Source organism: Aeribacillus composti (assembly GCF_031760945.1).
GTDB classification, from domain to species: Bacteria; Bacillota; Bacilli; order Bacillales; family Aeribacillaceae; genus Aeribacillus; species Aeribacillus composti.
The window spans coordinates 774,451-799,486 of sequence record NZ_CP134501.1; the positions used below are offsets into that span (position 1 = coordinate 774,451).

37 protein-coding genes are annotated in these 25,036 nt (G+C 43.1%); all 37 read left to right on the forward strand.

All coding sequences use genetic code 11. The features are described from left to right. The first annotated feature begins 1 nt into the window (after position 1). A complete protein-coding gene (locus RI196_RS03765; RefSeq protein WP_311066923.1) occupies positions 2 to 766 on the forward strand; it encodes an MBL fold metallo-hydrolase in 765 nt (254 codons plus the stop codon). Then, complete coding sequence (locus RI196_RS03770; protein ID WP_311066924.1) at positions 767 to 1,099, forward strand: hypothetical protein; 333 nt, start codon at positions 767 to 769, stop codon at positions 1,097 to 1,099. Positions 1,100 to 1,113: 14 nt separating this feature from the next. Then, positions 1,114 to 1,896, forward strand: a complete 783-nt coding sequence (locus tag RI196_RS03775; RefSeq protein WP_311066925.1) for a conserved phage C-terminal domain-containing protein — start codon at positions 1,114 to 1,116, stop codon at positions 1,894 to 1,896. Then, positions 1,874 to 3,175, forward strand: coding sequence for a replicative DNA helicase (locus RI196_RS03780; RefSeq protein ID WP_311066926.1), 1,302 nt, complete (start codon positions 1,874 to 1,876; stop codon positions 3,173 to 3,175). Before RI196_RS03775 ends, RI196_RS03780 begins: the two co-directional genes overlap by 23 nt. A gap of 155 nt (positions 3,176 to 3,330) precedes the next feature. Next, on the forward strand, positions 3,331 to 3,819 hold the full coding sequence (locus RI196_RS03785) for a crossover junction endodeoxyribonuclease RuvC (protein ID WP_311066927.1): 489 nt from the start codon (positions 3,331 to 3,333) through the stop codon (positions 3,817 to 3,819). A 25-nt stretch (positions 3,820 to 3,844) separates the two neighbouring features. Continuing rightward, complete coding sequence (locus RI196_RS03790; protein WP_311066928.1) at positions 3,845 to 4,366, forward strand: putative metallopeptidase; 522 nt, start codon at positions 3,845 to 3,847, stop codon at positions 4,364 to 4,366. 51 nt (positions 4,367 to 4,417) lie between these two features. Continuing rightward, positions 4,418 to 5,002 carry a hypothetical protein gene (locus tag RI196_RS03795; RefSeq protein ID WP_311066929.1) on the forward strand — a complete coding sequence of 195 codons (585 nt, stop codon included), beginning with the start codon at positions 4,418 to 4,420 and terminating at the stop codon, positions 5,000 to 5,002. Positions 5,003 to 5,017: 15 nt separating this feature from the next. Continuing rightward, positions 5,018 to 5,155, forward strand: a complete 138-nt coding sequence (locus RI196_RS03800; RefSeq protein WP_311066930.1) for a hypothetical protein — start codon at positions 5,018 to 5,020, stop codon at positions 5,153 to 5,155. Continuing rightward, positions 5,155 to 5,409 (forward strand): hypothetical protein, encoded by a 255-nt coding sequence (locus RI196_RS03805; protein WP_311066931.1) that lies wholly within the window; start codon positions 5,155 to 5,157, stop codon positions 5,407 to 5,409. Before RI196_RS03800 ends, RI196_RS03805 begins: the two co-directional genes overlap by 1 nt. After that, positions 5,399 to 5,545: a hypothetical protein gene (locus RI196_RS03810; protein WP_311066932.1), complete on the forward strand. Its 147-nt coding sequence runs from the start codon at positions 5,399 to 5,401 to the stop codon at positions 5,543 to 5,545. The genes RI196_RS03805 and RI196_RS03810 overlap by 11 nt, the downstream gene beginning before the upstream one ends. An 18-nt stretch (positions 5,546 to 5,563) precedes the next feature. Further along, positions 5,564 to 5,704, forward strand: coding sequence for a hypothetical protein (locus RI196_RS03815; RefSeq protein ID WP_311066933.1), 141 nt, complete (start codon positions 5,564 to 5,566; stop codon positions 5,702 to 5,704). Between the two features lie 104 nt (positions 5,705 to 5,808). Next, a complete protein-coding gene (locus tag RI196_RS03820) occupies positions 5,809 to 6,267 on the forward strand; it encodes an ArpU family phage packaging/lysis transcriptional regulator (protein ID WP_311066934.1) in 459 nt (152 codons plus the stop codon). Between the two features lie 105 nt (positions 6,268 to 6,372). Next, positions 6,373 to 7,530: an SDH family Clp fold serine proteinase gene (locus RI196_RS03825; protein WP_311066935.1), complete on the forward strand. Its 1,158-nt coding sequence runs from the start codon at positions 6,373 to 6,375 to the stop codon at positions 7,528 to 7,530. Positions 7,531 to 7,551: 21 nt separating this feature from the next. Beyond that, a complete protein-coding gene (locus tag RI196_RS03830; protein ID WP_008880443.1) occupies positions 7,552 to 7,722 on the forward strand; it encodes a hypothetical protein in 171 nt (56 codons plus the stop codon). Between the two features lie 256 nt (positions 7,723 to 7,978). Then, on the forward strand, positions 7,979 to 8,176 hold the full coding sequence (locus RI196_RS03835; protein ID WP_029761922.1) for a hypothetical protein: 198 nt from the start codon (positions 7,979 to 7,981) through the stop codon (positions 8,174 to 8,176). Between the two features lie 92 nt (positions 8,177 to 8,268). After that, complete coding sequence (locus tag RI196_RS03840) at positions 8,269 to 8,562, forward strand: DNA methyltransferase (RefSeq protein ID WP_311066936.1); 294 nt, start codon at positions 8,269 to 8,271, stop codon at positions 8,560 to 8,562. Positions 8,563 to 8,590: 28 nt separating this feature from the next. Beyond that, positions 8,591 to 9,070 carry a transposase gene (locus RI196_RS03845; protein ID WP_311066937.1) on the forward strand — a complete coding sequence of 160 codons (480 nt, stop codon included), beginning with the start codon at positions 8,591 to 8,593 and terminating at the stop codon, positions 9,068 to 9,070. Continuing rightward, positions 9,063 to 10,469: a phage terminase large subunit gene (terL, locus tag RI196_RS03850; RefSeq protein WP_311066938.1), complete on the forward strand. Its 1,407-nt coding sequence runs from the start codon at positions 9,063 to 9,065 to the stop codon at positions 10,467 to 10,469. Before RI196_RS03845 ends, terL begins: the two co-directional genes overlap by 8 nt. Beyond that, positions 10,470 to 11,822, forward strand: coding sequence for a phage portal protein (locus RI196_RS03855; protein ID WP_311066939.1), 1,353 nt, complete (start codon positions 10,470 to 10,472; stop codon positions 11,820 to 11,822). Next, positions 11,806 to 13,275, forward strand: a complete 1,470-nt coding sequence (locus tag RI196_RS03860) for a minor capsid protein (protein ID WP_311066940.1) — start codon at positions 11,806 to 11,808, stop codon at positions 13,273 to 13,275. Before RI196_RS03855 ends, RI196_RS03860 begins: the two co-directional genes overlap by 17 nt. Beyond that, complete coding sequence (locus tag RI196_RS03865) at positions 13,262 to 13,450, forward strand: hypothetical protein (RefSeq protein WP_041820884.1); 189 nt, start codon at positions 13,262 to 13,264, stop codon at positions 13,448 to 13,450. The genes RI196_RS03860 and RI196_RS03865 overlap by 14 nt, the downstream gene beginning before the upstream one ends. 160 nt (positions 13,451 to 13,610) lie before the next feature. Next, positions 13,611 to 14,318 (forward strand): DUF4355 domain-containing protein, encoded by a 708-nt coding sequence (locus RI196_RS03870; protein WP_311066941.1) that lies wholly within the window; start codon positions 13,611 to 13,613, stop codon positions 14,316 to 14,318. A gap of 16 nt (positions 14,319 to 14,334) precedes the next feature. After that, positions 14,335 to 15,324 (forward strand): coat protein, encoded by a 990-nt coding sequence (locus tag RI196_RS03875; RefSeq protein WP_311066942.1) that lies wholly within the window; start codon positions 14,335 to 14,337, stop codon positions 15,322 to 15,324. Between the two features lie 16 nt (positions 15,325 to 15,340). Next, entirely contained in the window at positions 15,341 to 15,712 is a 372-nt protein-coding gene (locus RI196_RS03880; RefSeq protein WP_311066943.1) for a hypothetical protein, read from the forward strand. Then, a complete protein-coding gene (locus tag RI196_RS03885) occupies positions 15,712 to 15,954 on the forward strand; it encodes a hypothetical protein (protein ID WP_311066944.1) in 243 nt (80 codons plus the stop codon). Before RI196_RS03880 ends, RI196_RS03885 begins: the two co-directional genes overlap by 1 nt. 12 nt (positions 15,955 to 15,966) lie before the next feature. Then, positions 15,967 to 16,290: a phage head-tail connector protein gene (locus RI196_RS03890; RefSeq protein WP_311066945.1), complete on the forward strand. Its 324-nt coding sequence runs from the start codon at positions 15,967 to 15,969 to the stop codon at positions 16,288 to 16,290. 2 nt (positions 16,291 to 16,292) lie between these two features. After that, positions 16,293 to 16,595 (forward strand): hypothetical protein, encoded by a 303-nt coding sequence (locus tag RI196_RS03895; protein ID WP_311066946.1) that lies wholly within the window; start codon positions 16,293 to 16,295, stop codon positions 16,593 to 16,595. Continuing rightward, entirely contained in the window at positions 16,592 to 16,969 is a 378-nt protein-coding gene (locus RI196_RS03900; RefSeq protein ID WP_010899652.1) for a hypothetical protein, read from the forward strand. Before RI196_RS03895 ends, RI196_RS03900 begins: the two co-directional genes overlap by 4 nt. A gap of 5 nt (positions 16,970 to 16,974) precedes the next feature. Further along, on the forward strand, positions 16,975 to 17,385 hold the full coding sequence (locus tag RI196_RS03905) for a DUF5072 family protein (RefSeq protein ID WP_311066947.1): 411 nt from the start codon (positions 16,975 to 16,977) through the stop codon (positions 17,383 to 17,385). Between the two features lie 14 nt (positions 17,386 to 17,399). Further along, the gene (locus RI196_RS03910) at positions 17,400 to 17,930 is read left to right on the forward strand and encodes a phage major tail protein, TP901-1 family (RefSeq protein WP_311066948.1); all 531 of its coding nucleotides are present in this window, start codon (positions 17,400 to 17,402) and stop codon (positions 17,928 to 17,930) included. Positions 17,931 to 17,958: 28 nt separating this feature from the next. After that, the gene (locus RI196_RS03915; RefSeq protein WP_010899649.1) at positions 17,959 to 18,261 is read left to right on the forward strand and encodes a hypothetical protein; all 303 of its coding nucleotides are present in this window, start codon (positions 17,959 to 17,961) and stop codon (positions 18,259 to 18,261) included. 65 nt (positions 18,262 to 18,326) lie between these two features. After that, positions 18,327 to 18,716, forward strand: a complete 390-nt coding sequence (locus RI196_RS03920) for a phenylalanine racemase (protein ID WP_311066949.1) — start codon at positions 18,327 to 18,329, stop codon at positions 18,714 to 18,716. Further along, positions 18,717 to 21,539 carry a phage tail protein gene (locus tag RI196_RS03925; RefSeq protein ID WP_311066950.1) on the forward strand — a complete coding sequence of 941 codons (2,823 nt, stop codon included), beginning with the start codon at positions 18,717 to 18,719 and terminating at the stop codon, positions 21,537 to 21,539. It abuts the gene before it with no gap. Further along, positions 21,539 to 22,285 (forward strand): distal tail protein Dit, encoded by a 747-nt coding sequence (locus RI196_RS03930; RefSeq protein WP_311066951.1) that lies wholly within the window; start codon positions 21,539 to 21,541, stop codon positions 22,283 to 22,285. The genes RI196_RS03925 and RI196_RS03930 overlap by 1 nt, the downstream gene beginning before the upstream one ends. Positions 22,286 to 22,298: 13 nt before the next feature. Beyond that, positions 22,299 to 23,336 carry a hypothetical protein gene (locus RI196_RS03935; protein WP_311066952.1) on the forward strand — a complete coding sequence of 346 codons (1,038 nt, stop codon included), beginning with the start codon at positions 22,299 to 22,301 and terminating at the stop codon, positions 23,334 to 23,336. 5 nt (positions 23,337 to 23,341) lie between these two features. Further along, positions 23,342 to 24,829, forward strand: coding sequence for a phage tail spike protein (locus RI196_RS03940; RefSeq protein WP_311066953.1), 1,488 nt, complete (start codon positions 23,342 to 23,344; stop codon positions 24,827 to 24,829). 2 nt (positions 24,830 to 24,831) lie between these two features. Further along, on the forward strand, positions 24,832 to 25,032 hold the full coding sequence (locus RI196_RS03945; RefSeq protein ID WP_311066954.1) for a hypothetical protein: 201 nt from the start codon (positions 24,832 to 24,834) through the stop codon (positions 25,030 to 25,032). Positions 25,033 to 25,036 lie beyond the last annotated feature (4 nt).

The window sequence follows — 25,036 nt, forward strand, 5'->3', positions numbered from 1 at the left end:
AATGAAAATCAATATTTTAGCGAGCGGATCCGGGGGCAATTGCATTGCCCTCCGGAATAATGAAACTGTTGTTCTTATCGATGCAGGCATTGCAAAAACAAAAATTGAAAAGCGGCTTCTTGAAGTCGGGATCCGTCCGGATACTATTGCAGCAATCTTTATTACTCACGCTCACAAAGACCATACTAAGGGACTTCCATTGGCCAACAAATATAAGATTCCTGTCTTTGCGTCAAAAGGCGAATGGAAAGAGATCAAATCAGTCGACGAGGACTTAGCCAACATTTTGAAAATGGAAAGCGTAGTGTTAAGTTACGAAATATGCGGTGATTTCGCTAGATACATCGAAATAATTCCTTTTGCGGTGCATCATGACGCATTCGAACCATACGGATATGTTGTCCAAACCAAAGATATGAAGGTCAGTATCTGCCTGGATACTGGCCACATAGATTCGAATATGTTGGAAGCTATGAAAGATTCGAATGTGTACATCATTGAAGCAAACCATGATCCAAAAATGGTGGAAGCTTCAAACTATCCGAACAGTGTGAAAGCGAGGATTCTTTCTGATGTTGGCCACCTGTCCAACAAACAAACTGCAGCTGCACTTCAAAAGCTTGTGCGGGGCAAGGGAGAAAAAATATATCTCACCCACTTATCGTCCAAAAACAATATGCCTTCATTAGCTGAAACAACGGTTGTACACGCTCTTTACAAAAAAGGTTTAAAGCCTGGAGTCGACTATGAAATTGAGGTGGTATGAATGAATAAAGTATTAGTTCCGAATCAAGTTTACGAAGCGTTTGAAAACGTAAAAAAGACTTTAAGCCATGTCAACGAAGATGATCTAAGCCTGATCTTCTTAAACATTTTTGTTTTTGGAAGATCAGGAGATTTAAAGATTTTGAAAGATTATGCTATGAAAAACCCGACAAAATACCTGCAAGCATTGATTTACGGTTATACAACGGACAAAACGGGAGCTTTGAAAACAATACTGAAAAATTGGCTGTCAGAGCCGTATGTGGAAGATGAAGAAAAAGATGTTGAAATGTTTGCTGAAAGAATCACACGATTTTTTATCCAACAAAAGTGAACGGATGAATAAAAATGGCTAATCCACAAGTTGAACATGGGCATACTAGGATTGCCAATGAGATCTTGGATCAAATCATGAAATTGAATCTGAATGGCACTCAATTCAGGATTGTTATGGCCGTATGGCGATACACATACGGCTTTCAGAGAAAAGAACATGAAATGTCCTTGAATTTCATAGCAAAAGCGATCGATGCAAGTCGAACACAAGTCAACAGAGAATTATCAGTTTTGATAGATAGAAAGATTATCAAATCTGATTCAGGTCCGAAGGGGGTAAGAATTTTGAGTTTCAACAAAAATTACGACGAATGGGAGCACTGTACGCTAAATAGAGCACAGTACTCTAATTCGCGTACAGAAGTGTACTCTAATCAGAGTACAGATGTGTACTCTAATCAGCGTACAAAGAAAGAAAATAATAAAGAAAATAATAAAAAAAATATATATGTCGAGATTATCGAATACCTCAATAAAAAAGCAGGTAAAAGATTTTCTCCAAAGTCTCAAGCCAATAGAAAACTAATCAATGGTCGTCTAGCCGAGGGTAGAACAGTAGAAGACTTCAAGTATGTAATTGACGTTAAGTGTGACCATTGGCTTGATGACCCAAAAATGAACGAATATTTACGGCCGTCCACACTCTTTGCGCAAAAAAACTTTGAAAACTATTTAAATCAGAAACCGAAGAATCAGAAGACTGTCAAAACTACTGACATACGAGACAAAGAAATTGAGTTTCAACGTTGGGTAGCAGAGGGGAATGATCCGGATGAATTTGACTGGAACATTTGAGGTTGCTGATATTGCTGCAGAACAAGCAGTGTTGGGGGCCATTTTGATAGATTGTAGCGTTTTGGATGAAATCACGTTTCTTGAAGATCGGGATTTTTACAATCCAATGCATCAGCAAATATACAAAACTATGCGCTGGTTGGAGAAAAAGAACAATCCTGTAGATCTTGTTACCGTCACAGAAGCATTTGCGAAGTTTGGAAAAATAGAAGATTTGGGCGGGGTTGACTATCTCTACAAACTAGCAAACTCTTGTCCGACAACAGCAAACGTTGAATACTATGCAAAAATTATTCGGTCAAAAGCCCTGGAACGCAGGGTAAAAAACATGGCCGAAATCATCAAAGATATGTCACGTGATGATTATGAATCGGACGAAGAGTTTTTCTCATACATCGAAGCTCTAGTTTCAGAAATGAGACCGCAACACAATGAGAAAATGCAGAGCTTCAAAGATATGAGAGAACAATATTTCAAGCATTTGAAAACTCCTGCCGAATATATTCCAACAGGCTTCAAACAATTTGACGAGTGGGCAAAAGGGCTCTGGCGGAAGTGGTTATTTATCTCGGCTGGAAGGCCGTCTGTAGGAAAAACAGCCATGCTTTTGCAGCGCCTGCAAGGTGTGGCTATGCAAAACAAAGGCGCTGTTCTTCTCTTTTCACAAGAAATGAAAAAAGAACAGATCATTGACAGATGGATTTCCAGCGCAACAGGTATTCCATTTCAGAGAATCAAACACAAAAACCTTAAACCGTCAGAAATGGATCAAATATATATCGCATACGAAGCATTTGAGGAATTGCCATTGTACGTTCAGGATTCAGCAGGTGTCTCGATCGAAGAAGTCAAAGCAGTTGCAAAACAGATCAAGAAAAAGCACGGACGTCTTGCCGCAATTGCAGTTGATTACCTGCAGATCATGAAAATACCAAGACGCAGGGGAGAAACCAGAGCTGAAGCAATCGGGAATGTGACAGGAGAAGCAAAGAGAATAGCGATGGATTTAGATTGTTGCTTTATCATGCTATCTCAAATGTCACGGGAATTTGAAAAAGCACTCAAGCCGCAGTTGTCACACCTCAAAGAATCAGGATCAATTGAGCAGGATGCAGACGTTGTGGAATTTCTCTGGCATGATCCGAATGATACCGAAATGGGAGGAAAGGTGATTCAGCAGACAATTGCAAAAGGCCGTGACATCGGACTGAATGAATTTCGATTGTTGTTCCAGGGCTGGAAGATGCAATTCCGAGAACTACCGAAAGAGCGAGGTTGATGATATGTCAAATGTTATCGTTCTCCATAACACGTTGAGAAAAAGTCTTATCGATAGACTGAAAAATAGAGGAATCAGCAGAATTAGTGACGGCAGATATGTTGATGAGTTATCAACATATGAATTGCGAGAATTGTGGAAAAGGGTGATAGCAAATGAGAAGGTATGTCGGCATAGACCCATCCACTAGAACTGGATTTGTTGCATTGGACGAGAACGGGAACGTATTGAAGGCGAAAGAACTGACGGGAGTTGGTTCGAAAGATCCAAAACGAATGGTTACTTTGATCGATGAGATTATGAGGCACATTCACGAAAATGACAAAATCGTCATTGAAGGATTCGGATTTGCGTCGCAGCAAGCTATTCAGCTTGGCGGCATTGGCTGGGGAATTCGGATGGCTTTGTTCCGGAGAAAAATGAAATATATCGAAGTCACTCCGAACACAGTCAAAAAATTCGCTACTGGAAAAGGAAACGCTAAAAAAGAAGATATGATTCTGCCGATTTTCAAGGAATGGGGCTTTGAACACCCATCCGACAACGTCCGCGATGCGTTTGTATTGGCTCAAATCGCAAGAGCTTTAAATGGACAAGTTGAGTTAACAAAGTTTCAAAAAGAAGCTTTGAATAAAATCTCTTAATCTATCAATCTAGGAGGTTAACAATATGGCTGGAGTATTCTTTAAAGAAGCTACAGAGGTAAGAGAAATTGCGGATGAATTAATCGATAAGTACCATCCGCATCTTCAAGATGCTAAAGATGTCATCGGTTACTACTTCCGTGAAGGTTCAAGCGATTGGGCAGGAAAGGCAAAAAAATGTACAGCGTTTGAACGTTATGTAACTGGAAATATGCTTTTTGTGTTCATTAATGCTGAAGCATGGGAACGAATGAGTCAGGAACAAAGACTTGCTCTTGTCGATCATGAACTATGCCATTTCTCCCGTAAGAGTACTAAAGAAGTTGATCCAAAGACAAATGAATGGGTTACGATCTACGAAAACAAAAATGATCCAGATAGCTGGTCCATCCGGGAACACGATGTTGAGGAGTTTTCGGATGTTATCAAGCGTCATGGCCTTTGGGATACCGGAATCGAAAAGTTTGCCGCGGCAGTACGTGAAGCCGATTATCAGATGTCGTTGGATGACATTGAGCGTGAAGGAGTATTAAGAGCTGTTAAGTAAACAATGGGAGCAGTTCTTTCTGCTCCCGGAGCATAAAAGAAGGTGAGTAGGATGGCAACCTTGACGAAAATTTCTCCCTCTCGCATGGGGCCGCCACGGTTTGGCAACCGCCCGCACAATATCGATACGAGCGTCAAAAAGTATCAGCTGACACCGGAACAGCTTGAACGATATAAAAACGGCGAAAAGCTTGATGATATTTTGAAGGGAGAGGATACGATGAAACAACAAAAGCCGAAAGTGATTTCATATGCCAAATACGAGGAAGTTGTGGCCGAGCGTGATGAATTGAAGAAACAGCTGGAAGAATTGCAAGCGAACATTGCACCGGAGAACGACAACGGCATGGAATGGCTGAAACGCGAAGCAATCCACGCACACAAGCTTGTAACAGAGAAGGAACAGGAAGTGGAGCATTGGAAAGAGCTGTTTGAAACGGCAATGGGAGATAAGGAACGGCTGCATAAAGAGAATTTATTGCTAGAAAATCAGATTCAAAGATTAAAAGAGGCGAACGACGAACTGACAGCCAAAAATGAGCGCTATTTTGCCGATCTGATGCGTTTGGAACAAGAGGTGAAGGGTTTAAGACTATACGCACTTCAAAAGCTCCATATCGACGTTTACGGGGCTTAGAAACGGGGGCTGTCTATGAAGAAGAGAAAGCGCCAGGCGAAATGGTATCTGCTTTATCGTCGTGAAGATGGACAAGCCGTTTATCGATATGAACCATTAAAAAAATACGAGCTTGATAGTCGTATCAGAAAAGGCTGGAAGCTGGTGATGTGATGGGCAAATCACTACGCAAAATCAAACGTGAGAGGGAGAAAACAACTTCTCCCTTTCATCCAGAAATCATGGCTGCATGGAATCGTGGATTTGAAGCAGGAGCCAAACAGCAAAATGAATTAGACACGCAATTGATGATGGAGTGGCTTGGGAAGTTGGAAGAAATACCGGGTATCGGGCCGAAGATGGCATGGAGAATCCGGGAGCATTATTTGGAGTTTATGAGAGAAAGGAGAGAATGGAATGAACGATAAAGAGCGAGAAGAATTTGTATGCGAGTATTGCGGAGTAGAGTTGGACGAAACAGACGAATATCATACGACGTTTCGCACTTGTAATGCGGACTGCTATATGAAAATGGTTGGGTTATCATGGAGTGATTTTATTTAAGGCATTGGAGGGAACCGAATGATCTATATTTTGCGTCATCCAAAAACACACAAGGAAGTCAGAACGAAACGAAAATGGAAAGTGAAACAGTACCAGTTGCGTGGATATACACTCGTGAATAAGTACGATCCGACGGAGACACAGAATTGCAAGGCGTAAGGTTCGGACCTAAATAAAAAAGACCGGACTTCTCCCGGTCAAGTTAAAAAGGATGAAGGTAAAATATCGTCCTCAAACCATATTATACCACGGGAGGGGTCCGAGTGGGCAAACGGTATTATCAACTGTCTTTTTTGCGTGACACGGACGGAGAAAAAACAAAAGAAGCAGTCGAGGCAGCACTTGAAAAATATCGCATGTATATGTTGACGGTTCCGGACGAATTCCTGCCACGCGTGACGCAAACGTACTCTCTCGTGCCGCCGTCGCAGACAAATGCGTTTCACTCGTCTACGGAAGATGCGGCGATCAAGAAGGTGGACTTTGAGCGTGAAAGAGACGAGTACATGGAGAGAATACGCCGCGCGGTGAATCGACTGAACAAAATGGAGCGGGAATTGATTATTAAGCGATACTTGTCTATTGACGAACCATACGATTACGAAGTTTACAACGAAATGGGAATCAGCGAATCGAAGTTTTACCGTATCCGTGAGAAGGCGTTTTATAAGCTGGCCTTCGCGTTGCGAATTGAAGTGTATAAGGAAGAGGCACCTGTTTAGGTGTCTTTTTTTAGGAAAAAAAGAGGATTTTTTATTATTTTTTTATGGAAAAGGAGGATTTTTATATCATTTTTTATAATTAATTTATATCAAGGGGGGTAACTTATGGGTATCTTTACAGAATATTTAGAAAAAAACCTCACTTTTGAAGAGCTTAACAAAGAAAGAAAAAGGCAATTAAAAAGGATTTCTGAATTGCGTGGTGGAAGAGACATCTTAGTCTATGCGGCCGATTTGAATAAGAATAACGCACCGATTTCAATTGTTTATGATGATTTATTGGCAATAAACGATCAGTTAAGTAACCTTTCTGGGGATGCATTGGATCTTATTTTGGAAACCCCAGGCGGATCAGGTGAAGTAGCTGAAGATATTGTTAAGCTAATTAGAGAAAAATACAATGATGTTGCTGTGATTGTGCCAGGTTGGTCCAAAAGTGCGGGAACCATTATTGCTATGTCCTGTGATGCTATTTTAATGGAACCTGCTTCTGCATTAGGTCCAATCGATGCTCAAATTACTCGAGGAGGTAAAACCTTTTCAGCTGATGCTCTTATAAAAGGAATGGAAGAAATTAAAGATGAAGTGACAAGAACAGGAATTTTGAACAAAGCATATATTCCAATATTGCAGGGGATATCTCCTGGTGAACTTCAAGGGGCACAAAATGCTTTGAATTTTGCAAAAGAGCTTGTCAGAGAGTGGCTTGTAAAGTATAAATTTAAGGATTGGAATTTTCATTCTTCGGATGGTTCACCTGTTACATATGAAGAGAAGCTACATCGTGCGGAAGAAATAGCATCTGAATTGGCTGACCATAGCAAATGGCTCACCCATGGTAGATCAATAAAAATAGACGATTTGGAAAGAATGAAGTTAAAAATTGATGATTATTCCCAGAATTTAGAGCTTGCAGATGCTATCCGTCGTTACTATACTTTGCTTAAAATGACTTTGGACACAAATATTTATAAAGTATTTGAAACAATTGACTCGCAGATTTTCAAAGCCATTCATCCTCCTTCACAACCTCCGGGACAACCTAATGGTCGAGGAACTAAGGCTGTATTTGACTTGCAGTGCCGTAGATGTAATAAAATAATGAAGATACAGGCAAACTTAGGTCAGGTACAGCCATTAGAAAGCGGTCATATTCCATTCCCTCCGAATAATATACTAGAATGTCCCGGCTGTGGTGAAAAGATGGATTTAACGCCTGCCAGAAAGGATATACAATCACAAACAGGATTACCGATCGTATAATATATTGAGGAGGAGATAAAATTGACAAATTACAAAATTGTGTTTGATAAAATGGAGGAGCTGTGTAACGAGTTAGCTAACAATGATTATTCTTTTGATGATATCTATAATGAATCAGAAAATATTAAAGAACTCCGTGAATTATCTTCAGAGATGCAAAATCCACAACCTATAACATACAGTTTTGCATAAAAGCACCCTAATTAAAGGGTGTTTTTTATGACAGAAAAATGAAGGAAAAATGACGGAAAGATGACAGATTATTTTGTTCCAGACGTGTTATGATGGTATCGTGGGATATGTTGAAGCAGGGCGTCACTCCGATCGGGGTGGTGTTTTTATTCCAAGGATTTGTTAAACGTGAATGTTGATTTCATCGCTTTTTTCTTATTCAACTAACGGGGCAGGATAGTGAAAGTGCTATACTGTTGAATGGGAGGGGTTTTTGTTGTTAGAAATTGAAAAAGTAAAAGAGAAAATTACTCAATTAGATGAGTCGGAAGCGAAAAGTCTGTTAATGATTATGTATGCAAGGCTTGATACTGCAATAAATGGAACTGGTGGAGATGAATTTATTAAAAAAACTATAATAGATTTATTTGATATTTATAAGAGACTGCCTGACAAAAAAGAACTAAAAAAATAATTGAACTAACGGGTGCGATAGTTGAACAAGACATACAAAATACACGGGAACGTCTGTCTAAATGACAGGCGTTTTTATTTTACTCTGGAGTGATGAACATGAAAAAACGGAAGAAAAAACGAAAAGAGAAATTGAGTCATCGGGAATTGATTGACTTGATGGGAGTGAATCGTCCGACGTACAAGCGAGTTAGGGGAGCCATTCGGAATTCTAGTAAGCCTGGAGAACGTGTCCTGGATCCGTTTGGCGGTTCTGGGTCAACGTTGATTGCCTGTGAACAGACTGGTCGTATTTGCCACATGATGGAGTATGATCCGGTTTATGCTGAAGTTATCATCCGGCGTTGGGAAGAATTCACCGGTCAAAATGCTGTTAAGTTAGAGTGATTTTGGCAGGAGGTAGGTGCGATGTAAATTGAGAGGAAAAAGGGGGAAGTACCATCAATGGATAACTAAAGAGGGCCTTCTAAAAATCGAAGGCTGGGCCAGAGATGGTCTTACCAATGAGCAAATCGCCAAAAATATAGGCATCAATCCGGATACGCTGTACACTTGGATTAAACGTTTTCCCGAGATTTCCGAGGCCTTAAAAAATGGGAAAGAGGTTGTTGATCGCGAAGTTGAAAATGTTTTGCTGAAAAGGGCACTCGGCTACGAATACGAAGAAGTTAAAACGTACATTGAAGAATCGGACGGTAAGAAAAAGAAACGTGTTGAAAAAACGGTTAAGCACGTTCCTGGCGATGTGACGGCTCAAATATTCTGGCTCAAAAACCGGAAGCCGGAAGTTTGGCGAGATAAAAAAGAAACCGAACTTTCCGGGGGCGTCAATCTTCACAATCCGTTTGCTGATCTAACGACGGAAGAATTGAAGAAGTTGGTCGAAGATGGATAAACGAGAACGAATAAGGCTAGGGGCAAAAATTGAACTCGCAAGACGCGAGTTTTTTTATTTTTGCCATGCCTTGGCACCGGACTTTTACCGGCCGGAGAGAAATTTCCTTGTTAAATTGTGTAACAGCATGCAGCAGTTTTATTTTAGTGAGGATGACGTCCTGGTGATCAACATTCCACCGCGGCATGGTAAGTCGCGGACTGCCGGGCTATTCGCTCAGTGGGTTTTTGGTAAGAATCGACATGAAAAAATTATGACTGGTTCCTATAACGAGACGCTTTCCACCGTTTTTTCAAAACAGGTCAGAAATTCGATTCAGGAAGTAAAGGCTCATGAAGGGAAAATCGTTTATTCGGACATTTTTCCTGGAGTTCGGATAAAACATGGCGATGCGGCCATGAACCTGTGGAGCCTGGAAGGCGGTTTTAACAATTACCTGGCCACAAGCCCGACCGGGACAGCGACTGGGTTCGGTGCAAGCCTTATTATCATTGACGACTTGATAAAAAATGCCGAGGAAGCCTTTAACGCGGATGTTTTGGAGAAACATTGGTCCTGGTTCGTGAACACCATGCTCTCTCGGCTGGAAACCGGCGGGAAAATCATCATCATTATGACGCGTTGGCATTCGGACGATCTGGCCGGTAGAGCTTTACGTGAATTGCCGGAATTGGGCTATTCGGTAAGGCACATAAAAATGAAGGCGGTCCAGGACGACGGTTCTATGCTGTGTGATGAAATCTTAACGCGGAAGGAATATGAACAAAAAACAAGTGCCATGAGTACTGAAGTGGCCAGTGCAAACTATCAGCAAGAACCGATCGATATCAAAGGCCGATTGTATTCGCGGTTTAAAACGTATGATGAATTGCCATCAAATGTGGTCAGGATTGCGTCCTATACCGACACTGCCGATACCGGTGGCGATTATTTGGCGTCCTTCATTTATGCGGAAACAAAGGACAAAGAAGCCTATATTCTGGATGCCATTTATACAAAAGAGCCGATGGAAGTGACCGAGCCTTTGCTGGCTCAAAAACTATATGAACATAAAGTGAACCTGGCCAGGATTGAATCGAATAATGGCGGCCGGGGCTTTGGTCGAAGTGTCCAGCGTATCCTAAAAGAAAAATATGGCACCAATCGGACGAGCTTTGATTTTTTCTACCAAAGCAAAAACAAAGAGGCGAGGATCCTCTCAAATGCTACCTGGGTGATGGAACATATCTATTTTCCTGCCAATTGGCGGCATAGATGGCCGGAACTTTACCAGGCCTTAACGACCTACCAAAGAGAAGGAAAAAACGCATATGACGACGCACCGGATGCTCTGACTGGCGTGGCTGAATCGGTTCAAGATTATACGACCGTTAAGCTGTTCAAAGGAGGGCTGTTTTAAGTGGATATTTTCATCATGGATCCGAATGAAGAACTAACGAGCGAAAAATTAAAGGATTTCCTGGACCGTCATGCGGCGAGACTTCCTCGCTACGATCGGTTGATGAATATGTACATGGGTAAACATCCGATTTTGTATGAAAAAGAAAAAGAACTAGGAAAACCGGATAACCGTTTAGTGGTCAATTTTGCAAAATACATTGTTGACATGCTGAACGGTTATTTTATTGGCATTCCGGTCAAAACCATTCATAAAAATAAAGAAGTGGCGGCCAAAATGAAAGAAATTGCTAAACGAAACAGTCAAAACGATAATAACGCTGAGCTCTCGAAGATGTGTTCAATTTATGGTCATGCCTATGAATTTCTTTATCAGGATGAAAATGCTCATACTAGGGTGACCTATGTGGATCCGCGTGAGGCGTTTGTGATTTATGACAATACGGTTGCCCAGGAACCGTTATACGGCGTTCGTGTGCTAAAAGACGATAAAGAGCGGTCTTATGGGACGATTTATTCGCGTTATGATGAACGCGATTTTTTTACGTCTGATGATGGCGAACTCGTGATTGAAGAAAAAGGCCAGGAGCATTTTTTCGGCGATGTTCCTTTAATTGAATATGTCGAAAATAACGAGCGTCAGTCGGCCTTTGAAAATGTGGAGACACTTATCAACGCCTACAATAAGGCGATATCAGAAAAAGCGAACGATGTTGATTATTTTGCCGACGCCTACTTGGCCATCCTGGGTGCTGAATTAGACGAGGAAACGATAAAGCAAATCCGGGATAATCGCGTGATCAATCTGAAATCCGGAGACGGTCAAAAAATCGTACTGGAGTTCCTGGACAAACCGAACGCGGACACTACTCAGGAGAATTTGATTGAAAGGCTGGAGAGGCTTATTTTTCAGATTTCGATGGTGGCCAATATATCCGACGAAAAGTTCGGCACTTCGTCCGGGATTGCATTGAAATACAAACTCCAGCCGATGGAAAACATCGCTCTAATGAAAGAGCGGAAATTCAACAATGGCATGATCCGGCGTTTTAAAATGATGTTCAATATTCCGACGAACTTTGGCGTGGATCCGGACGAATATCTGAACATCGAATATGTTTTTACGCGGAACATTCCAAACAACATTTTGGAAGAAGCGGAAACGGCGGAAAAATTGGCCGGAATTACTTCAAGACAGACACAGCTATCCGTTCTGTCTGTTGTCGATAACGTCCAGAATGAATTGGACCGAATCCAAAAAGAGAAGGAAGGGGAAGAAATCAATTCCTTTAATCGCGCCATGAATTCGCCTTTTTTCGGAAGCGGTGAGTTAGACGATGGCCAGGAAGAATAGAGAATATTGGATCGGTCGTCACCAGCAATGGCTTAACCGTCAGGACAATAAAGACGAAAAAGCCACTCGAAAACTAAAAAAGGAATACGACCGAATCGCCAGGGAATTAGAAAAAGAAATAGCCGATTATTTTCAGCGTTACGGTAGAGACAATGTTATTGAATTCCGGGTCATGATGCAGGAGCTGTCTGAAGAGGACCGGGAATTGTTATTTCAAAATATGGACGCCTTTGCTGAAAAATATCCGGAGTTTGCTCACTTGTTGCCGGTCCGGGAAAGCATTTACCAGTTGAATCGCCTTCAAGGATTGCATTATTCTACCATGCTGAAATTGCTGGAATTGGGGGCGATTGAAAACCGGGAATTGGAGCGTCACTTGAGAGAAACCTATGGCTATCATTATGAACAAATGATGCGTGAACTTGGTCTTGGTCATCGTTTCCTGGCCATGAATGAAGCGATTATACGAGACACCATTTATTCTGGCTGGATAAATGATGAGAATTTCTCGGATCGTATTTGGAACAACAAAGAAAAACTGTTGAACCATCTGCAAACTCGCTATCGTGATGCTTTAGCGAGGGGGGATAACTATGAAAAGTTGATTAAAGAGGTTCGGGAGCGTTTTGGTGTTAGCTATTATGATGCTAGGCGGCTTGTTTGGACTGAAGCGGCTTTTATTTTGAATCAGGCTCATCTCCATGCCTATAAAAACGCTGGTGTGGAAGAATACGAGCTGGTGGCAATTATTGACCGTAAAACGTCGGATATTTGTCGTCGGATGCATGGAAAAGTCTTTCGGTTTGATGAATTGGAAGTGGGCGTCAATTTTCCACCATTTCATCCGCATTGCCGGACGACCTTCATTGGTGTTTTGGAACCGCGGACCATTGATCCGAAGCGTTTTGAATCTCCAGATGAAGTCAGAGAGTGGCTTGGTAAAGATGATCTGAATTGGATTAAGGGATTATCAGCGGATGAAAATGAAGCTATTCGGGAATATACTGGTACTGCTTATCGAAAAATAAACGGTTATCTTCGTGGTAAACGTCCGGGCAGTGAACGGGTCAAAGAACAAATAAAGCACATAGACGAAGCTATAAGGAAATTTGAGTTAAAAGATGGTATAATGGTGTATAGAAATGTGGGCAGAGACGCACTTCCTTCAAGCTCGGAACGCTTGAAAGACCTGGAAGGAACAATTTATAAAGATGACGGTTATATGAGCACCAGCGTTCTGCGTGAAGGAGCTTTTTCGTCTTATGATGTCATGTTTGAAATAACTGTTCCGGGTGGAAAGGGTCGAGGGGCTTATATCAATGAAATAAGCCTTTTCAAAGATGAAGAATACGAATTTTTAATAAAACGCGGTGCTTCGTTCCGAATAACTGAGGTTGTCGAAGAAGGACGAATGACCGTTATACGAATGGAGATGATTGATGATGTTGAGTAAAGAGGATCAAGAATTTTTGCGTCGCCTTAATGCTGAAACGGATGCTAGGCTGAAAGCGAAAGGCGTTGACCTTGAAAAAGTCAGAAGAGAATACTCTCGCGAAGATAAATTCACGACGAAAAAAGGAGATTTTAAAATTATCGATCCTGAAACTGGGAAGGTTATTTTTCAATAAAAGCACCGACTAATTAAAAAAGTAGTTGGGTGCTTTTTTTATATACTTTTTTGTTAACACAGCCTTTATAGCTGTGTTTTTTTGTGCCCAAAACTTGCTTAAGGCGTTAAAAGGTGCAAGGAATAACCGTCAAACAAGACGTAAAAAAGGGGAGTTTGGAATGACAATTTTTATGAATGAAATCGACGAGAAGAAAGACTCTTTGCTTAAATTGGATCTTCAATTTTTCGCACAGGATGATAATCCTGGAGATGACGATCCTGGTTACGAGGGGCATGATGACGAAAATCCTGGAACTGAACCGGGACCGCATTCCGGTGAAGACGACGATAATACAAATAAAAAGCCAAACAAAAAGGAAAAACTTTTTACCCAGGAAGAGGTCAATCGGATTGTAAAAGAACGTTTGGCACGTGCCTTAAAGGATAAAGAGGAGGCAATCAAAGAAGCGGAAAAACTCGCGAAAATGAACGCTGAACAAAAACGGGAGTACGAACTGGAAAAGTTACGCCGAGAAAATGAACAGCTGAAAAAGGCACAGCTGCGGTACGAATTGGGAAGGGAAGCCACAAAAATGCTAGGCGAGGCCGGAATCATGGCCGACGATGATGTTCTTTCCTTCGTAGTCCGCGATGATGCTGAACAAACACAAGAAGCGGTGAAAACTTTCATTTCGCTTGTCGACAAACTTGCGGATATGAGAATGAAGGAAAAACTGAAAGGGCGACCACCTAAAAAGGACGGTCAGCAGGGTGGTTTTAAAAATCCGTTTAGCAAAGAGCATTTCAACTTAACCGAACAAGGACGTTTACTCAGAACCGATCCAGAGCTTTACAAACGTCTAAAAGCTCAAGCGAAAAATCAATGATGAAGGGTGATGTGAAGTGACTACTCGTCTACAGGATATTATTCAACCGGAAATTTTCACTGAATATGTTGTCCAAAGAACGACGGAAAAATCGGCACTGGTTCAAAGTGGCATCATTGAACGAAACGCTGAATTTGATGCTTTGGCCAGTGGTCCGAATACGCTGGTTAATATGCCTTTCTGGAACGATTTAACGGGCGATTCCGAGGTTATTCGTGATGAAGGGAACCTAACTGCTGGAAAAATCACGTCTGGTAAAGACGTAGCTCGCAAGCAAGGACGAGCTCGTATGTGGGGTGCAAGTGGTTTATCTGCATTGCTTTCTGGTGACGATCCAATGCGAGCAATCGCAGATTTGGTGGCCGATTACTGGATCCGTCAGGACCAGAAAATGCTTTTAGCGACATTGGAAGGCATTTTCAATTCTGATAGCATGGCCGATAAGGTTTTGGACATCACTGGTGAGCCTGGTTCTGACGCGTTGCTTGATGGCGATAGCTTTATTGATGCTGGCCAGCTCATGGGTGATGCGAAAGACCTTTTAACAGGCGTGATGATGCATTCTGCTGTAGAAGCGTATCTTGCAAAACGTCAGTTAATTGAATACGTTCAAGAAGCCGATCAAACCGACCGAATTCCTTATTTCATGAACAAACGTGTTATCGTCGATGATGCCATGCCTTATGACACTCAAACAAAAGAAGGGGTTATTTACCTCTTTGGTACCGGTGCGATTGCATCTGGCGTTGGCTCTCATCCAAACATTTTACCGACAGAGGTTGATAGAAACAGTCAATCTTCTAGCGGTGAAGATTTCTTAATTAACCGTCGTATCCAGATTTTGCATCCTCGCGGTGTGAAATGGACGGAGAATAATGTTGCCGATGTATTCCCAACAAATGAAGAATTGGCCGATGGTTCAAACTGGGAGCGTGTTTATGAGCCAAAAGCGATCCGTATCGTGAAGTTCAAATTTAAAACTGAGTTAGACGTGGATGGTGCATAAGAAAGGGGGGTTCGCTTTGGCTGAAGTTTTACAAACACCGGATGGGAAGTCCGTTTCGGATAAAAATCCACTGCCGGTAAAAATAATCGGTGGTGATGCAGGTGGTGGATCGAGTATGCGATTTATTTTTGGCACGAGCGATCCCACTTCAAACGATGGCCAGCCTGGTGATGTCTTTTTGAATACTAGCACCGGGGATATTTTCAGCAATGTCAACGGAACCTGGCAAAAACAAGGAAATTTAAGAGGCCCACAAGGACCTGAAGGACCTCAAGGGCCAGAGGGTCCTGAAGGTCCACCAGGGTTTGGCACAGAGGAACAATACAATGAAATCATTTCGCGGCTGGAAGCTCTCGAAGGTGAAGTGTTTGGTGGAGGTGATAGTTAATGCGGAAATTCGTTGTAATTAAAGATTTTAAAGACCTAAAGGATAATGGCTATATCTATCGGGCTGGCGATTTTTATCCGCGTGAAGGCATCGAATTGGATGAGGAGCGTGCTGAAGAATTGGCCAGCGACAAAAACCGAAGAAAAGAGCCTTTAATTGTTGAAGTTCTGGTTAAAGAGGAAAAACAAGAAGAAAAGAAAACGACGGAAAAGCCGACGTCCAAAACAAAAGCAAAAAAATAAAGCGGTGATAATATGTTGGAGCGTTTAAAGGTCCGAATTCCGGACATTGACGAAACGCTGGCGGAAGAATTAATCAAAACAGCCACCGACCGGATCCTTTTGCGTATCGGTTTGCGGCAGGAATCTTTACCGGATGAATTGGAATCGATCGGCGTGGAAATTGTCACCGCTATGTATAATCGCCATCAAATGAACCATGAAGGCGTAACTGAAGAAAAAGTTGACGTCTTTTCCATCCGGTTCATTGATGATCTGTTGCGGCCATATGAAGCGGAATTGATGGAATATCGGGAAATGCTGAAAGACGACGAAGATAGAAAGGTCCGGTTTCTATGAGGATGAAGCCGGTCCATTTTTTTGCTTTGGAAGTAGTCGGCCGCGATGAATTAAACAATCCAATCTATGAACCGGTTCCTATTGGTTCGTATAAAGGGGTTTTAACTCAATGGTCGCTGGAAGAAATTGCGGTTATGGATCGTGAAGTTTTAGAAACGCATCAGAAACTATTAACAGACGCACCGCGTTCTGTCCTGGAGCGTGCTGAACGCGTCGAAATAGAAGGCGTTTCCTATGCCATCACCGATTTAAAAAAGGATTTCCGTCGGTGGCGTCTTTGCCATGTAAAGGCTGATGATCCATGAGAATTCACTATGAATGGATGGGCGTTGAATCTCTTGCTAGGGCTTTAAAGCGTAAAAGCGAAACTGATTTCAAAAAGGTAGAACAAAAAAACATTCTTGAATTGCGGAATCGAGCTGTTCGGTCGACGGATCCGTCTAAGGGTGGAACTCCAAAAGACACCGGTGAATTGCGGTTGAGTGCGACAGTGAATCCGGCTGGCGATACATTTGGTTATACCAAGGATTACGCACCGCATGTGGAATTCGGCCACAGGCTTGTTCGTGGTGGCCGGACGATTGGTTATGTTCCGGGTCAATATTATTTGCGGACAAACGTCAACATCCAACAGCCGATTTTCCGTCAAGATTTACTTGAAGAACTGAGGAAGAAGTGAGTTAAATGCTAAGAAAACTTTCGCTTTTGGACCTTCACAAACCGATCCAGGATCGGATCCATGAAGGAACTGATCTGAAATGCCTGGATGATATTCCGCGGACTGAAAAGCCACCGTTTACCTTTTTGGAATTTATTAATTCTCGGCCGCGGAATACAAAAACGATGTTTGTCCATGAATACCAGGTTCATGTTCATATTATTTCTCCACCTGGTAGCAGTGTTCCTCATTACCGGAACATCCAGGCGGTGGATGAAGCCTTGACGGAGTATATTCGTCTGCCAGAAGGATACGAGCTCTGGGGTCAAGTGGAAAGCGGCCTTGTTTCAAATTACATCGAACCACAAACAAAGGAACATCATGCAGTGCTGGGGTTCCTGTTCCGGGTTTCTTATGGTTTTAAAGTTAAGATTTAAGGAGTGTGATAGCGATGGCTTTTGAAAACAATCTTTATTGCGATTTTTCCGGGACAGCGACAAAAGCTGTAGCTGGAAAGGATATTTTATTGGCGGTATTTAATAGCACTGGTGATAAATTGCTGGCTGTTGCTGGTCAGCAAGGTTTAACGATCAACCGTTCCAAAGACTCCATTGAGGTCACTTCCAAAGATACAAAGGGCGGGTGGAAGGCCAAAATCGGCGGCATGAAGGAATGGTCCATCGATAATGATGGTCTTTATGTTGCTGATGATGAATCTCACAAAGCACTGTCAAAAGCATTTCATGATGATGAGTTCGTTTGCCTAAAGGTCGTTAATCAAAAGACAAAACAAGCACTATTTGGCGGTATTGCGATTGTGACGGATTATCCAATCGAGGCACCGTTTGATGATGCGGTTACCTATTCGATTAGCCTGGAAGGAAACGGGCCTTTGGTTGATTTGTCTGATCAAGAAGGCGGCATGATGCCTGGTGACAGCGAAAATGGAGACGGTGGAAATGGTGAACCAGCTGGGGCTTAAAAATTTTTAAAAAGGAGAATGATGGTGCATGTTTGAAGTCGATGGCGATGTATTAGAACTTCGTTTTAATCTGCAAAAAATAAAAAACCTTGAAAACTTGTATAAAATCTCTTTGATGTCTGAATTGAGCCAAAGCAAGGGGATCCTTTCCTTTCACTTGATGGAAGGGCTGTTTAGTGTTGGCTTGTACAACGTCACTCAAGAACAGCCAGTTCGCGGTAAAAAAGCACAGGAAATTTTCGAGAAATTACTTGAGGAGCATGGCTATGGCGATTTAAATGCGGTTATTGTTTCTAAACTGCAAGAAGACCTGGGTTTTTTATTCCGTTAGAGCTGGTCGAATATGAATATTTTGATACTTCCCAGGTCGAACCGCGAACCGGGAAACAGAAGGAATTGGCGGAATTAGCAAGTTCTTATTCTCGTGAACGAGAACTTGCTTTTTTTGTTGTCAATTTTGGCTTTACGAAACGGGATTATAACGAATTGACCGAAGTGGAAAAGGCGTTTATTTACAAGGCCTATGAAACAAAACTGGTTACGGAAATGACGCATCTTAGAAACGCGGTTCTGAATGCAATCAATAACGCCTTTAGAAAGAAAAACAAAAAATTCATAGAGCTGTTCAAACGGAAACAGGCCAAAGCGGACAAAGAATACAACGAAAACGCGATTCAAATCATTACGGAAATGGAAAAACGCGACGGTAAGTCTTGGATTGACAGGATTTACAAAGAAGCGGGCCTGAAACGGCCGGTGAAACCGGGACGGAAGGTTGGTGATTAAATGGCAGATTACACTCTTACAGCTAAATTAACAGCGGATCCGAGTGGATTCAGGGCTGGTTTCCAAAAAGCACAGGAATCTTTGGCAAACCTTCAAAGCCGAGTGAATCAAACCGGGAAAAGGTTTCAATCGATCGGGAAATCCATTTCGGATTTTGGTAGCAAATTGACGCGGAATATAACTTTACCAGCGGTAGGGGCGGCGACGGCACTCACTAGCATTACGCTTGTAAAAGGTTTTGACCGTCTGGTAGGGATTGATTCTGCTCGTGCTAAACTGAAAGGTTTAGGCCATGATGCCGAGGCTATTGAGAGCATCATGGATTCCGCGTTGGCGTCTGTTAAGGGGACAGCTTTCGGCTTGGATGAAGCGGCTACGACTGCGGCCAATGCGGTAGCGGCTGGAATCCCACCGGGGAAAGAGCTAACTCGTTATTTGAGCTTAACAGCGGATACTGCGGCGATTGCTGGTGCGTCATTAAGTGAGATCGGTGCAATCCTGAACAAAGTTACCACATCTGGCCGGGCTTACAACAGCGAATTGCAAATGCTTTCCGACAGAGGTTTGCCGGTTTATCAATGGCTGGCTGAAGAAGCAAATACGACCGCGGACGCCATCTTTGATATGGCAAGTAAAGGACAAGTCTCCACTGATATGCTTTTGAATGCGATTGAGAAGAATATTGGCGGTGCGGCCAAAATTATGGGGGAAGAATCGTTTTCTGCAGCGATTGCGAATATAGGGGCCGACATTGCTCGGATAGGTGCTAATTTCCTTGATGCTGGCGGCAAAGCCGGAGGTTTTTTCTCAACGGTCAAGCCACTATTAACCGAATTCCGCGGCTTTTTGGCTCAAGTTGAAGAACAGGCGGCCGATTGGGGCGTTGCGTTCGGTCAGGCGTTTAATAATGTTATTGATCGTGCTCGTGAATTAAAATCCTGGTTTGATGGCCTATCACCTTCCGTCCAAACACTTATTACAAGGGCTGTAGCCATTGGTGCCGGGTTCTTGGTTGGAATTGGTCCGGCCTTGAAAATTGTAGGATTTTTGACGACAAGTTTTGGATCGCTGTTGAATATCGCGTCGTTGTTATTAAGTCCGATCGGTCTAGTTGTTGTCGGCATTACTGGCCTGGCTGTTGCCTTTGGGGTGGCAATGGCAAAAAGTGAAGAGTTTAGGAATCTTGTTTTTGGCGTTTTTCAAAATTTAGCAAGCATTATTTCTACCGTAATTGCGACGGTGTCGCCGATCCTGCAGACAATGTGGGATGGTGCTCGTGAAGGCCTGGCATCTTTTGCTGAAGCAGTAGGCGATCGATTAATAAATGGATTCGAATTGATTGTTTCCGTTCTGCAGACGGTTATTGGTGCTGTTACGGAATTCGTTTCTAGCTTTATCCAAGGTTTCCAAAGTGCCGGTGGCGAGGTCACATCACTTTCTTCCTTGTTCCTAGGGTTTAATCCGGTTTTAAGCATGGCTTTGTTAATACTGCAAGAATTCGGTCCTCAAATTGCACAGGGATTTAGTCAAATTGCATCTATGGCATTACCGTTACTCACCATGCTCGGTCAATCGTTGGGGCAATTGGCAGCGGCCATAATTCCGATGGTCATGAATGTGATCAGTGCTCTGATGCCTGTCGTTATGAGCTTAGGGATGACCATCATGGATTTAGCGATGGCCATAATTCCGATTTTGATTGATGTCTTTAGTCAATTGTTACCGATCATCACTCAGCTGGTGACTACTTTCGCCGGCATTATTGCTCAAGTCGCACCATTAGTGACTATCCTGGTCAGCTCTTTGGTTCCTGTTTTAATGATTTTGATTGAAACGGTCCTGAATATCGTTCAGGCTGTCGCACCGGCTCTTATTGCAATCCTTGGGGCGGTTGCGTCAGCGTTTGATGCCATCATTCCTGTGGTGATGGCGGTGTTATCGACGGTCGTTAATGTCGTAGCAAATATCATTTCGGCCATTTCGCCAATTGTTGCTTTTGTTGCTGGCATCATTTCGTCAATCATCAGTATAATTTCGCCGATCGTCACGTTTATCGCTGGAATTATTAGCTCGATTTTTAGCGTAATCTCTCCAATCATTTCTTTTGTTTCCGGTGTGTTTAGTACGGTGTTTAGTATTATTTCCGGCGTGTTCCGTAACATTCTAGGGACGGTAACGTCGGCGATCCGTACCGTTTCTAGCATAATCAGCTCTTTGAGTGGTGTCGTTTCCGGAGTGTTTAACCGGATTTTCTCGATTGCATCCAGCATTATGAACCGGGTGAGCTCGGTCATAACTGGAGTGTTTAATGCTATTCAAAGTTCCTGGTCTGGCTTGACCAGCTTTGTTTCCGGTGTTTTTAGCGGTATCGGTAATGCGGTACAAAGACTTGTCAATCAAGTAAAAAGTTTTATCAATGGCGTTATCGGTGGAATAAACGCGGCAATTGGTCTGATTAACAAAATTCCTGGGGTAAACATATCAAAAATTCCATACCTGGCTCGAGGTACGGATGACTGGGAAGGCGGTTTTGCAAGAATCAACGAGGGGGGTCGCGGAGAGCTCGTCCTTTTGCCTTCTGGAACTCAAGTCATACCTCATGACGTCAGCATGCGGTATGCGAGAGAAATTGGGAAAAACCATGCCCAGCTCTCTCAGGGCGGAAGCGATTTAAGAGATTTTACGGTCTACAATGGTCCTAAAGAGGTTGTTGTGCCGGTCAATCTGGATGGTCGCGAGATTGCTCGTGTTACCGCACCGTATATGGACCGCGAATTGGGCCATATTCAACGATCCAGAATTCGTTCAAGGGGTGGTTTTTAATGCTGACGTTTAATGGTCACGATTTGAGCGACCTTATCATTGTGAATAATGTTGGCCGGCCAATTCTCGCACCGCGGCACCTAAGCACTAAGGAGATTTATGGGCGTCCTGGTGCTTTCTTTTTTGAAAAAAGAGACGGTCCTATTTTGTTGCCAGTGGAAGTCACTTTGCATGAAAAGGATCATCAAAGTTACCGGTCTTTGGTTCGTGAATTAGCGGTTTATTTGGACACCGAAGAACCTGTTCCGATGATTTTTTCGGATGAGCCGGACAAATTCATTGAAGGAATTTTGGCCGATGAGTCCGTCCTGGATGAAATCGCGACGGTCGGTCAGGGGGAAATCCAGTTTTTCTGTCCTGATCCATATTGGTACGCCATTGAGGACGACGTGATGTCATGGAATGGTCCGGGAACCTATACGCTTGACCGGAAAGGGACGGCGGTGTCTTATCCAAAGATCGAAATTCAAGGGTCTAATGTAGGCGGTTCAATTCAGCTGGTGACTGATAACGCGGATATTACTTTTACCGGGGAGCTTGCGGCCGGAGAAACGCTTGTATTGGATTCCAAATTCGTTACTGCTTACATCATAAAAACGGATGGCACTCAAGAATCGGCTTTAAATGACATTGACAATATCGACATGCCGGTTTTAGTTCCTGGTGCAAATCGTTTATCGATATCGGTCGAAGGAAACGCGACGGTTTCAACGTTCAAAGTAACAGCTCGTAGTTGCTGGAAGTAAAAGGGGGGATAATATGGCCATTACACCTTATCGCGATTTGTCAAGCGAGGATATTTTGGCGGCTCATGTGAGTGGTTTGCAGCATTCCGTCAATAAAATTGAGTTAGTCCTGGATATGAAAACTTCACAAACAACAGGTCACCAATTGCGGCCGGTTGATGACCAGGACGATCCTTCTTTACGTTTTCGCATTTATGAAGGGTCAATTCGTGGCTGGTTGGAAGAGCCGGAACCGATTATTTATCGGAATGGCTCGGTAGTGGATCCGAATGATTATGTAATTTCTCCGGCTCATGGTGTAGTGGTATTCCATCAACAGCAAGCATCAACGGACGAAATCACAGCGGATTTTACGCACATAACTGCCGGGTCCTCGGTAATTGAAAGCCTGCAGTCTGGGATTGATCAATATTCGGCCTTGCTTGCCAATAATCCGGGAGGGACTTTTCATTTTTATCCTGTTTCCGGTTCTTATTTAACGCATTTTCGTCGTGATTATAATCCACTTCATCCTGATGGCTCTGTAAATGTGGACACTCATAGGCCGTCTTTTGCAGTTCTTGTCTACGGGAACACCATTGATGCCTTTCCGTTTCCGGTTACAACAAAAACACGTTTCAAACAAGCGGCTATGAGTTTGAACTATGCCAGTTCTACCGTCAATGTGAAGGTCGGAATTTATCAAGATAACGGTTCTATGCGTCCTGGCCGGCTCTTGTATGAAAGTCCAACAATAACGATTCCTGCCGAGGGCGGCTGGGGTTATGCCGACGTTAACTGGGAACTAGAGCCTGGTTTTTATTGGATTGCTCGGCATGATGGAACCACAGCCTACTGGAATGGGTTAGGACAACAAAGCGTTATTCCTTTGGTGTCATTTAACGCGGTTACTTTTTTGCGTGACCTCGCTGAAAGGCCGAATCCACACACTTATTATGGCGGCTATCGAGCGACGGATATTCCGTTTGGAAATATGCCGGATCCGTATCCTGCGAGTGGTGAGTTGTTCCAGCGTGTTCACTATTGTTCGCCTTGGCTTGTTGTGGAGTGATGTGAATGAATAAATATAACCAGCTTGGTTCTGTGCGATATAACCAGCTTGGAAGAATTAAATATAACAGTCGGGGTGCCCGGGAAGTCAAACCGTTGTTTAATCGTCTAGCTCAAGCTAGGCCGGTTATTCTTGATCAAAATCGCCGACGTTTGGCAGCCCTGGAAAATGCCGACAATATAATCCTGGAGCAAGAAATAAACGGGATTGACCAGGTTACGTTTACGTTGCCTTGGAAAGACGAAAAGAGAAAATATTTAGTTAATGAGAACTTGGTCCAGCTGGTTAATAGCATTTATATCATCCGTCGTGTGAGCGTGAAACGGTCCGGGTTGTCGCCGGCTGAAATTGAAGTTTACGCGGAGGCTCTATGGTATGATTTACAATTTGCTGAGCCAGTGGAGCATGCTCGTTGGGAAAGTGCTACGCCTGAAGTCATTATGAAGGACATCTTGGATGGCACAGGTTGGCGTGTCGGAAAAGTGACTATTACTCGTGAACGCACACTTGAACTGGAAGCAGGGTTTACCAATCGTTTAAAGGCTTTGTATGAATTGCCTAGTCTTTTTGGTGGTGAATTACATTTTAATACCTATACCATGACGGTTGATTTTACAGAACCAGTTGGTCGCAAATCCGGGGCGGCTATCGCCTATTCAAAAAACATGGAAGAAGTCGAGGCGATTTACGACACCGAGGAATTGGTCACAAAACTTTATCTGTATGGTAAAAACAACATGTCAATCGCGGATGCGAATGATGGCGTTCCTTATTTGACCGACTTTTCCTTTACCGATAAGGTTCGGGTTCGGGTCACTAAAGACGAGCGGTTCACGAATCCGTACCACTTAAAGGAACGCGGCGAGGAAGCTCTGAAGGTCCTTGCTCGTCCTCGGTCCTCTTATGTGTTAAGAGCGGCTGATTTATCGGCTTTATCCGGTATGTCGCATGAAGAGTTTTCCCTGGGCGACGAGGTTTTAGTCTATGATAAAGAACTCGGCATTAATGTTCGGACTCGGATCGTGTCCTGGAAGTATAATGTTATCCAGCCTTGGAATACAGAACTTCAGCTGGAATCTAAACAGCCGAGCTTGTCTGATTTGTTGACTGGGATCCAGGAAGGGGCCGAGTTTTTGTATTCCGAGGACGCGGTTGAGCGAGACGAAATGCTGAACCTTCATGTTTTTAACTATTTGATGAATTCTCGCGGTGATGATGGCTTTAATTACTGGACAAACGATGGCTGGGAGTTGGATGCGGAAAATGGCTACAGCGGAAATGCTTCATTTCGTGCGACGGCCCAGCCTGGCGTGAAGAAATCATTGCGGCAAACAATTTATCCTGCACACCGCGATTCGTATTCATTAAGTCTGCGAGTGGCAACAGAAAACCTACGGGTCGGAAATGGCCGCATAGGTGTTTATGTAAAATTCAAATATCAAGATGGAACGGAAGAAGAGCCTATCTGGATTCCGTTAAGTGGGGATGAGTAGTCATGTTATTTTTTAATTTTTTCAACCGGAAGATAGATGTTCCGGATCCTAGTCGCGGTGTTTCTTCGATTGAAATTGAGTTTGTGGTTGAAAATTGCCAGTCTGGTTCCGTTAACGTAACGGATATTATGTTGCAAGGCGGAACGATCGCGACTATGTGGACCGGGCATCCATCGGAGATGCGTTGGTCTTTGGATGGGTGATGAA

Bases quoted from the DNA above. Each gene is read 5' to 3' on its own strand.
- RI196_RS03765 (WP_311066923.1), top strand. From the start codon at position 2: ATGAAAATCAATATTTTAGCGAGCGGATCCGGGGGCAATTGCATTGCC.
- RI196_RS03770 (WP_311066924.1), top strand. From the start codon at position 767: ATGAATAAAGTATTAGTTCCGAATCAAGTTTACGAAGCGTTTGAAAAC.
- RI196_RS03775 (WP_311066925.1), top strand. From the start codon at position 1,114: ATGGCTAATCCACAAGTTGAACATGGGCATACTAGGATTGCCAATGAG.
- RI196_RS03780 (WP_311066926.1), top strand. From the start codon at position 1,874: ATGAATTTGACTGGAACATTTGAGGTTGCTGATATTGCTGCAGAACAA.
- RI196_RS03785 (WP_311066927.1), top strand. From the start codon at position 3,331: ATGAGAAGGTATGTCGGCATAGACCCATCCACTAGAACTGGATTTGTT.
- RI196_RS03790 (WP_311066928.1), top strand. From the start codon at position 3,845: ATGGCTGGAGTATTCTTTAAAGAAGCTACAGAGGTAAGAGAAATTGCG.
- RI196_RS03795 (WP_311066929.1), top strand. From the start codon at position 4,418: ATGGCAACCTTGACGAAAATTTCTCCCTCTCGCATGGGGCCGCCACGG.
- RI196_RS03800 (WP_311066930.1), top strand. From the start codon at position 5,018: ATGAAGAAGAGAAAGCGCCAGGCGAAATGGTATCTGCTTTATCGTCGT.
- RI196_RS03805 (WP_311066931.1), top strand. From the start codon at position 5,155: ATGGGCAAATCACTACGCAAAATCAAACGTGAGAGGGAGAAAACAACT.
- RI196_RS03810 (WP_311066932.1), top strand. From the start codon at position 5,399: ATGAACGATAAAGAGCGAGAAGAATTTGTATGCGAGTATTGCGGAGTA.
- RI196_RS03815 (WP_311066933.1), top strand. From the start codon at position 5,564: ATGATCTATATTTTGCGTCATCCAAAAACACACAAGGAAGTCAGAACG.
- RI196_RS03825 (WP_311066935.1), top strand. From the start codon at position 6,373: ATGGGTATCTTTACAGAATATTTAGAAAAAAACCTCACTTTTGAAGAG.
- RI196_RS03840 (WP_311066936.1), top strand. From the start codon at position 8,269: ATGAACATGAAAAAACGGAAGAAAAAACGAAAAGAGAAATTGAGTCAT.
- terL (WP_311066938.1), top strand. From the start codon at position 9,063: ATGGATAAACGAGAACGAATAAGGCTAGGGGCAAAAATTGAACTCGCA.
- RI196_RS03860 (WP_311066940.1), top strand. From the start codon at position 11,806: ATGGCCAGGAAGAATAGAGAATATTGGATCGGTCGTCACCAGCAATGG.
- RI196_RS03865 (WP_041820884.1), top strand. From the start codon at position 13,262: ATGATGTTGAGTAAAGAGGATCAAGAATTTTTGCGTCGCCTTAATGCT.
- RI196_RS03870 (WP_311066941.1), top strand. From the start codon at position 13,611: ATGACAATTTTTATGAATGAAATCGACGAGAAGAAAGACTCTTTGCTT.
- RI196_RS03885 (WP_311066944.1), top strand. From the start codon at position 15,712: ATGCGGAAATTCGTTGTAATTAAAGATTTTAAAGACCTAAAGGATAAT.
- RI196_RS03890 (WP_311066945.1), top strand. From the start codon at position 15,967: ATGTTGGAGCGTTTAAAGGTCCGAATTCCGGACATTGACGAAACGCTG.
- RI196_RS03895 (WP_311066946.1), top strand. From the start codon at position 16,293: ATGAAGCCGGTCCATTTTTTTGCTTTGGAAGTAGTCGGCCGCGATGAA.
- RI196_RS03900 (WP_010899652.1), top strand. From the start codon at position 16,592: ATGAGAATTCACTATGAATGGATGGGCGTTGAATCTCTTGCTAGGGCT.
- RI196_RS03905 (WP_311066947.1), top strand. From the start codon at position 16,975: ATGCTAAGAAAACTTTCGCTTTTGGACCTTCACAAACCGATCCAGGAT.
- RI196_RS03910 (WP_311066948.1), top strand. From the start codon at position 17,400: ATGGCTTTTGAAAACAATCTTTATTGCGATTTTTCCGGGACAGCGACA.
- RI196_RS03915 (WP_010899649.1), top strand. From the start codon at position 17,959: ATGTTTGAAGTCGATGGCGATGTATTAGAACTTCGTTTTAATCTGCAA.
- RI196_RS03925 (WP_311066950.1), top strand. From the start codon at position 18,717: ATGGCAGATTACACTCTTACAGCTAAATTAACAGCGGATCCGAGTGGA.
- RI196_RS03930 (WP_311066951.1), top strand. From the start codon at position 21,539: ATGCTGACGTTTAATGGTCACGATTTGAGCGACCTTATCATTGTGAAT.
- RI196_RS03935 (WP_311066952.1), top strand. From the start codon at position 22,299: ATGGCCATTACACCTTATCGCGATTTGTCAAGCGAGGATATTTTGGCG.
- RI196_RS03940 (WP_311066953.1), top strand. From the start codon at position 23,342: ATGAATAAATATAACCAGCTTGGTTCTGTGCGATATAACCAGCTTGGA.
- RI196_RS03945 (WP_311066954.1), top strand. From the start codon at position 24,832: ATGTTATTTTTTAATTTTTTCAACCGGAAGATAGATGTTCCGGATCCT.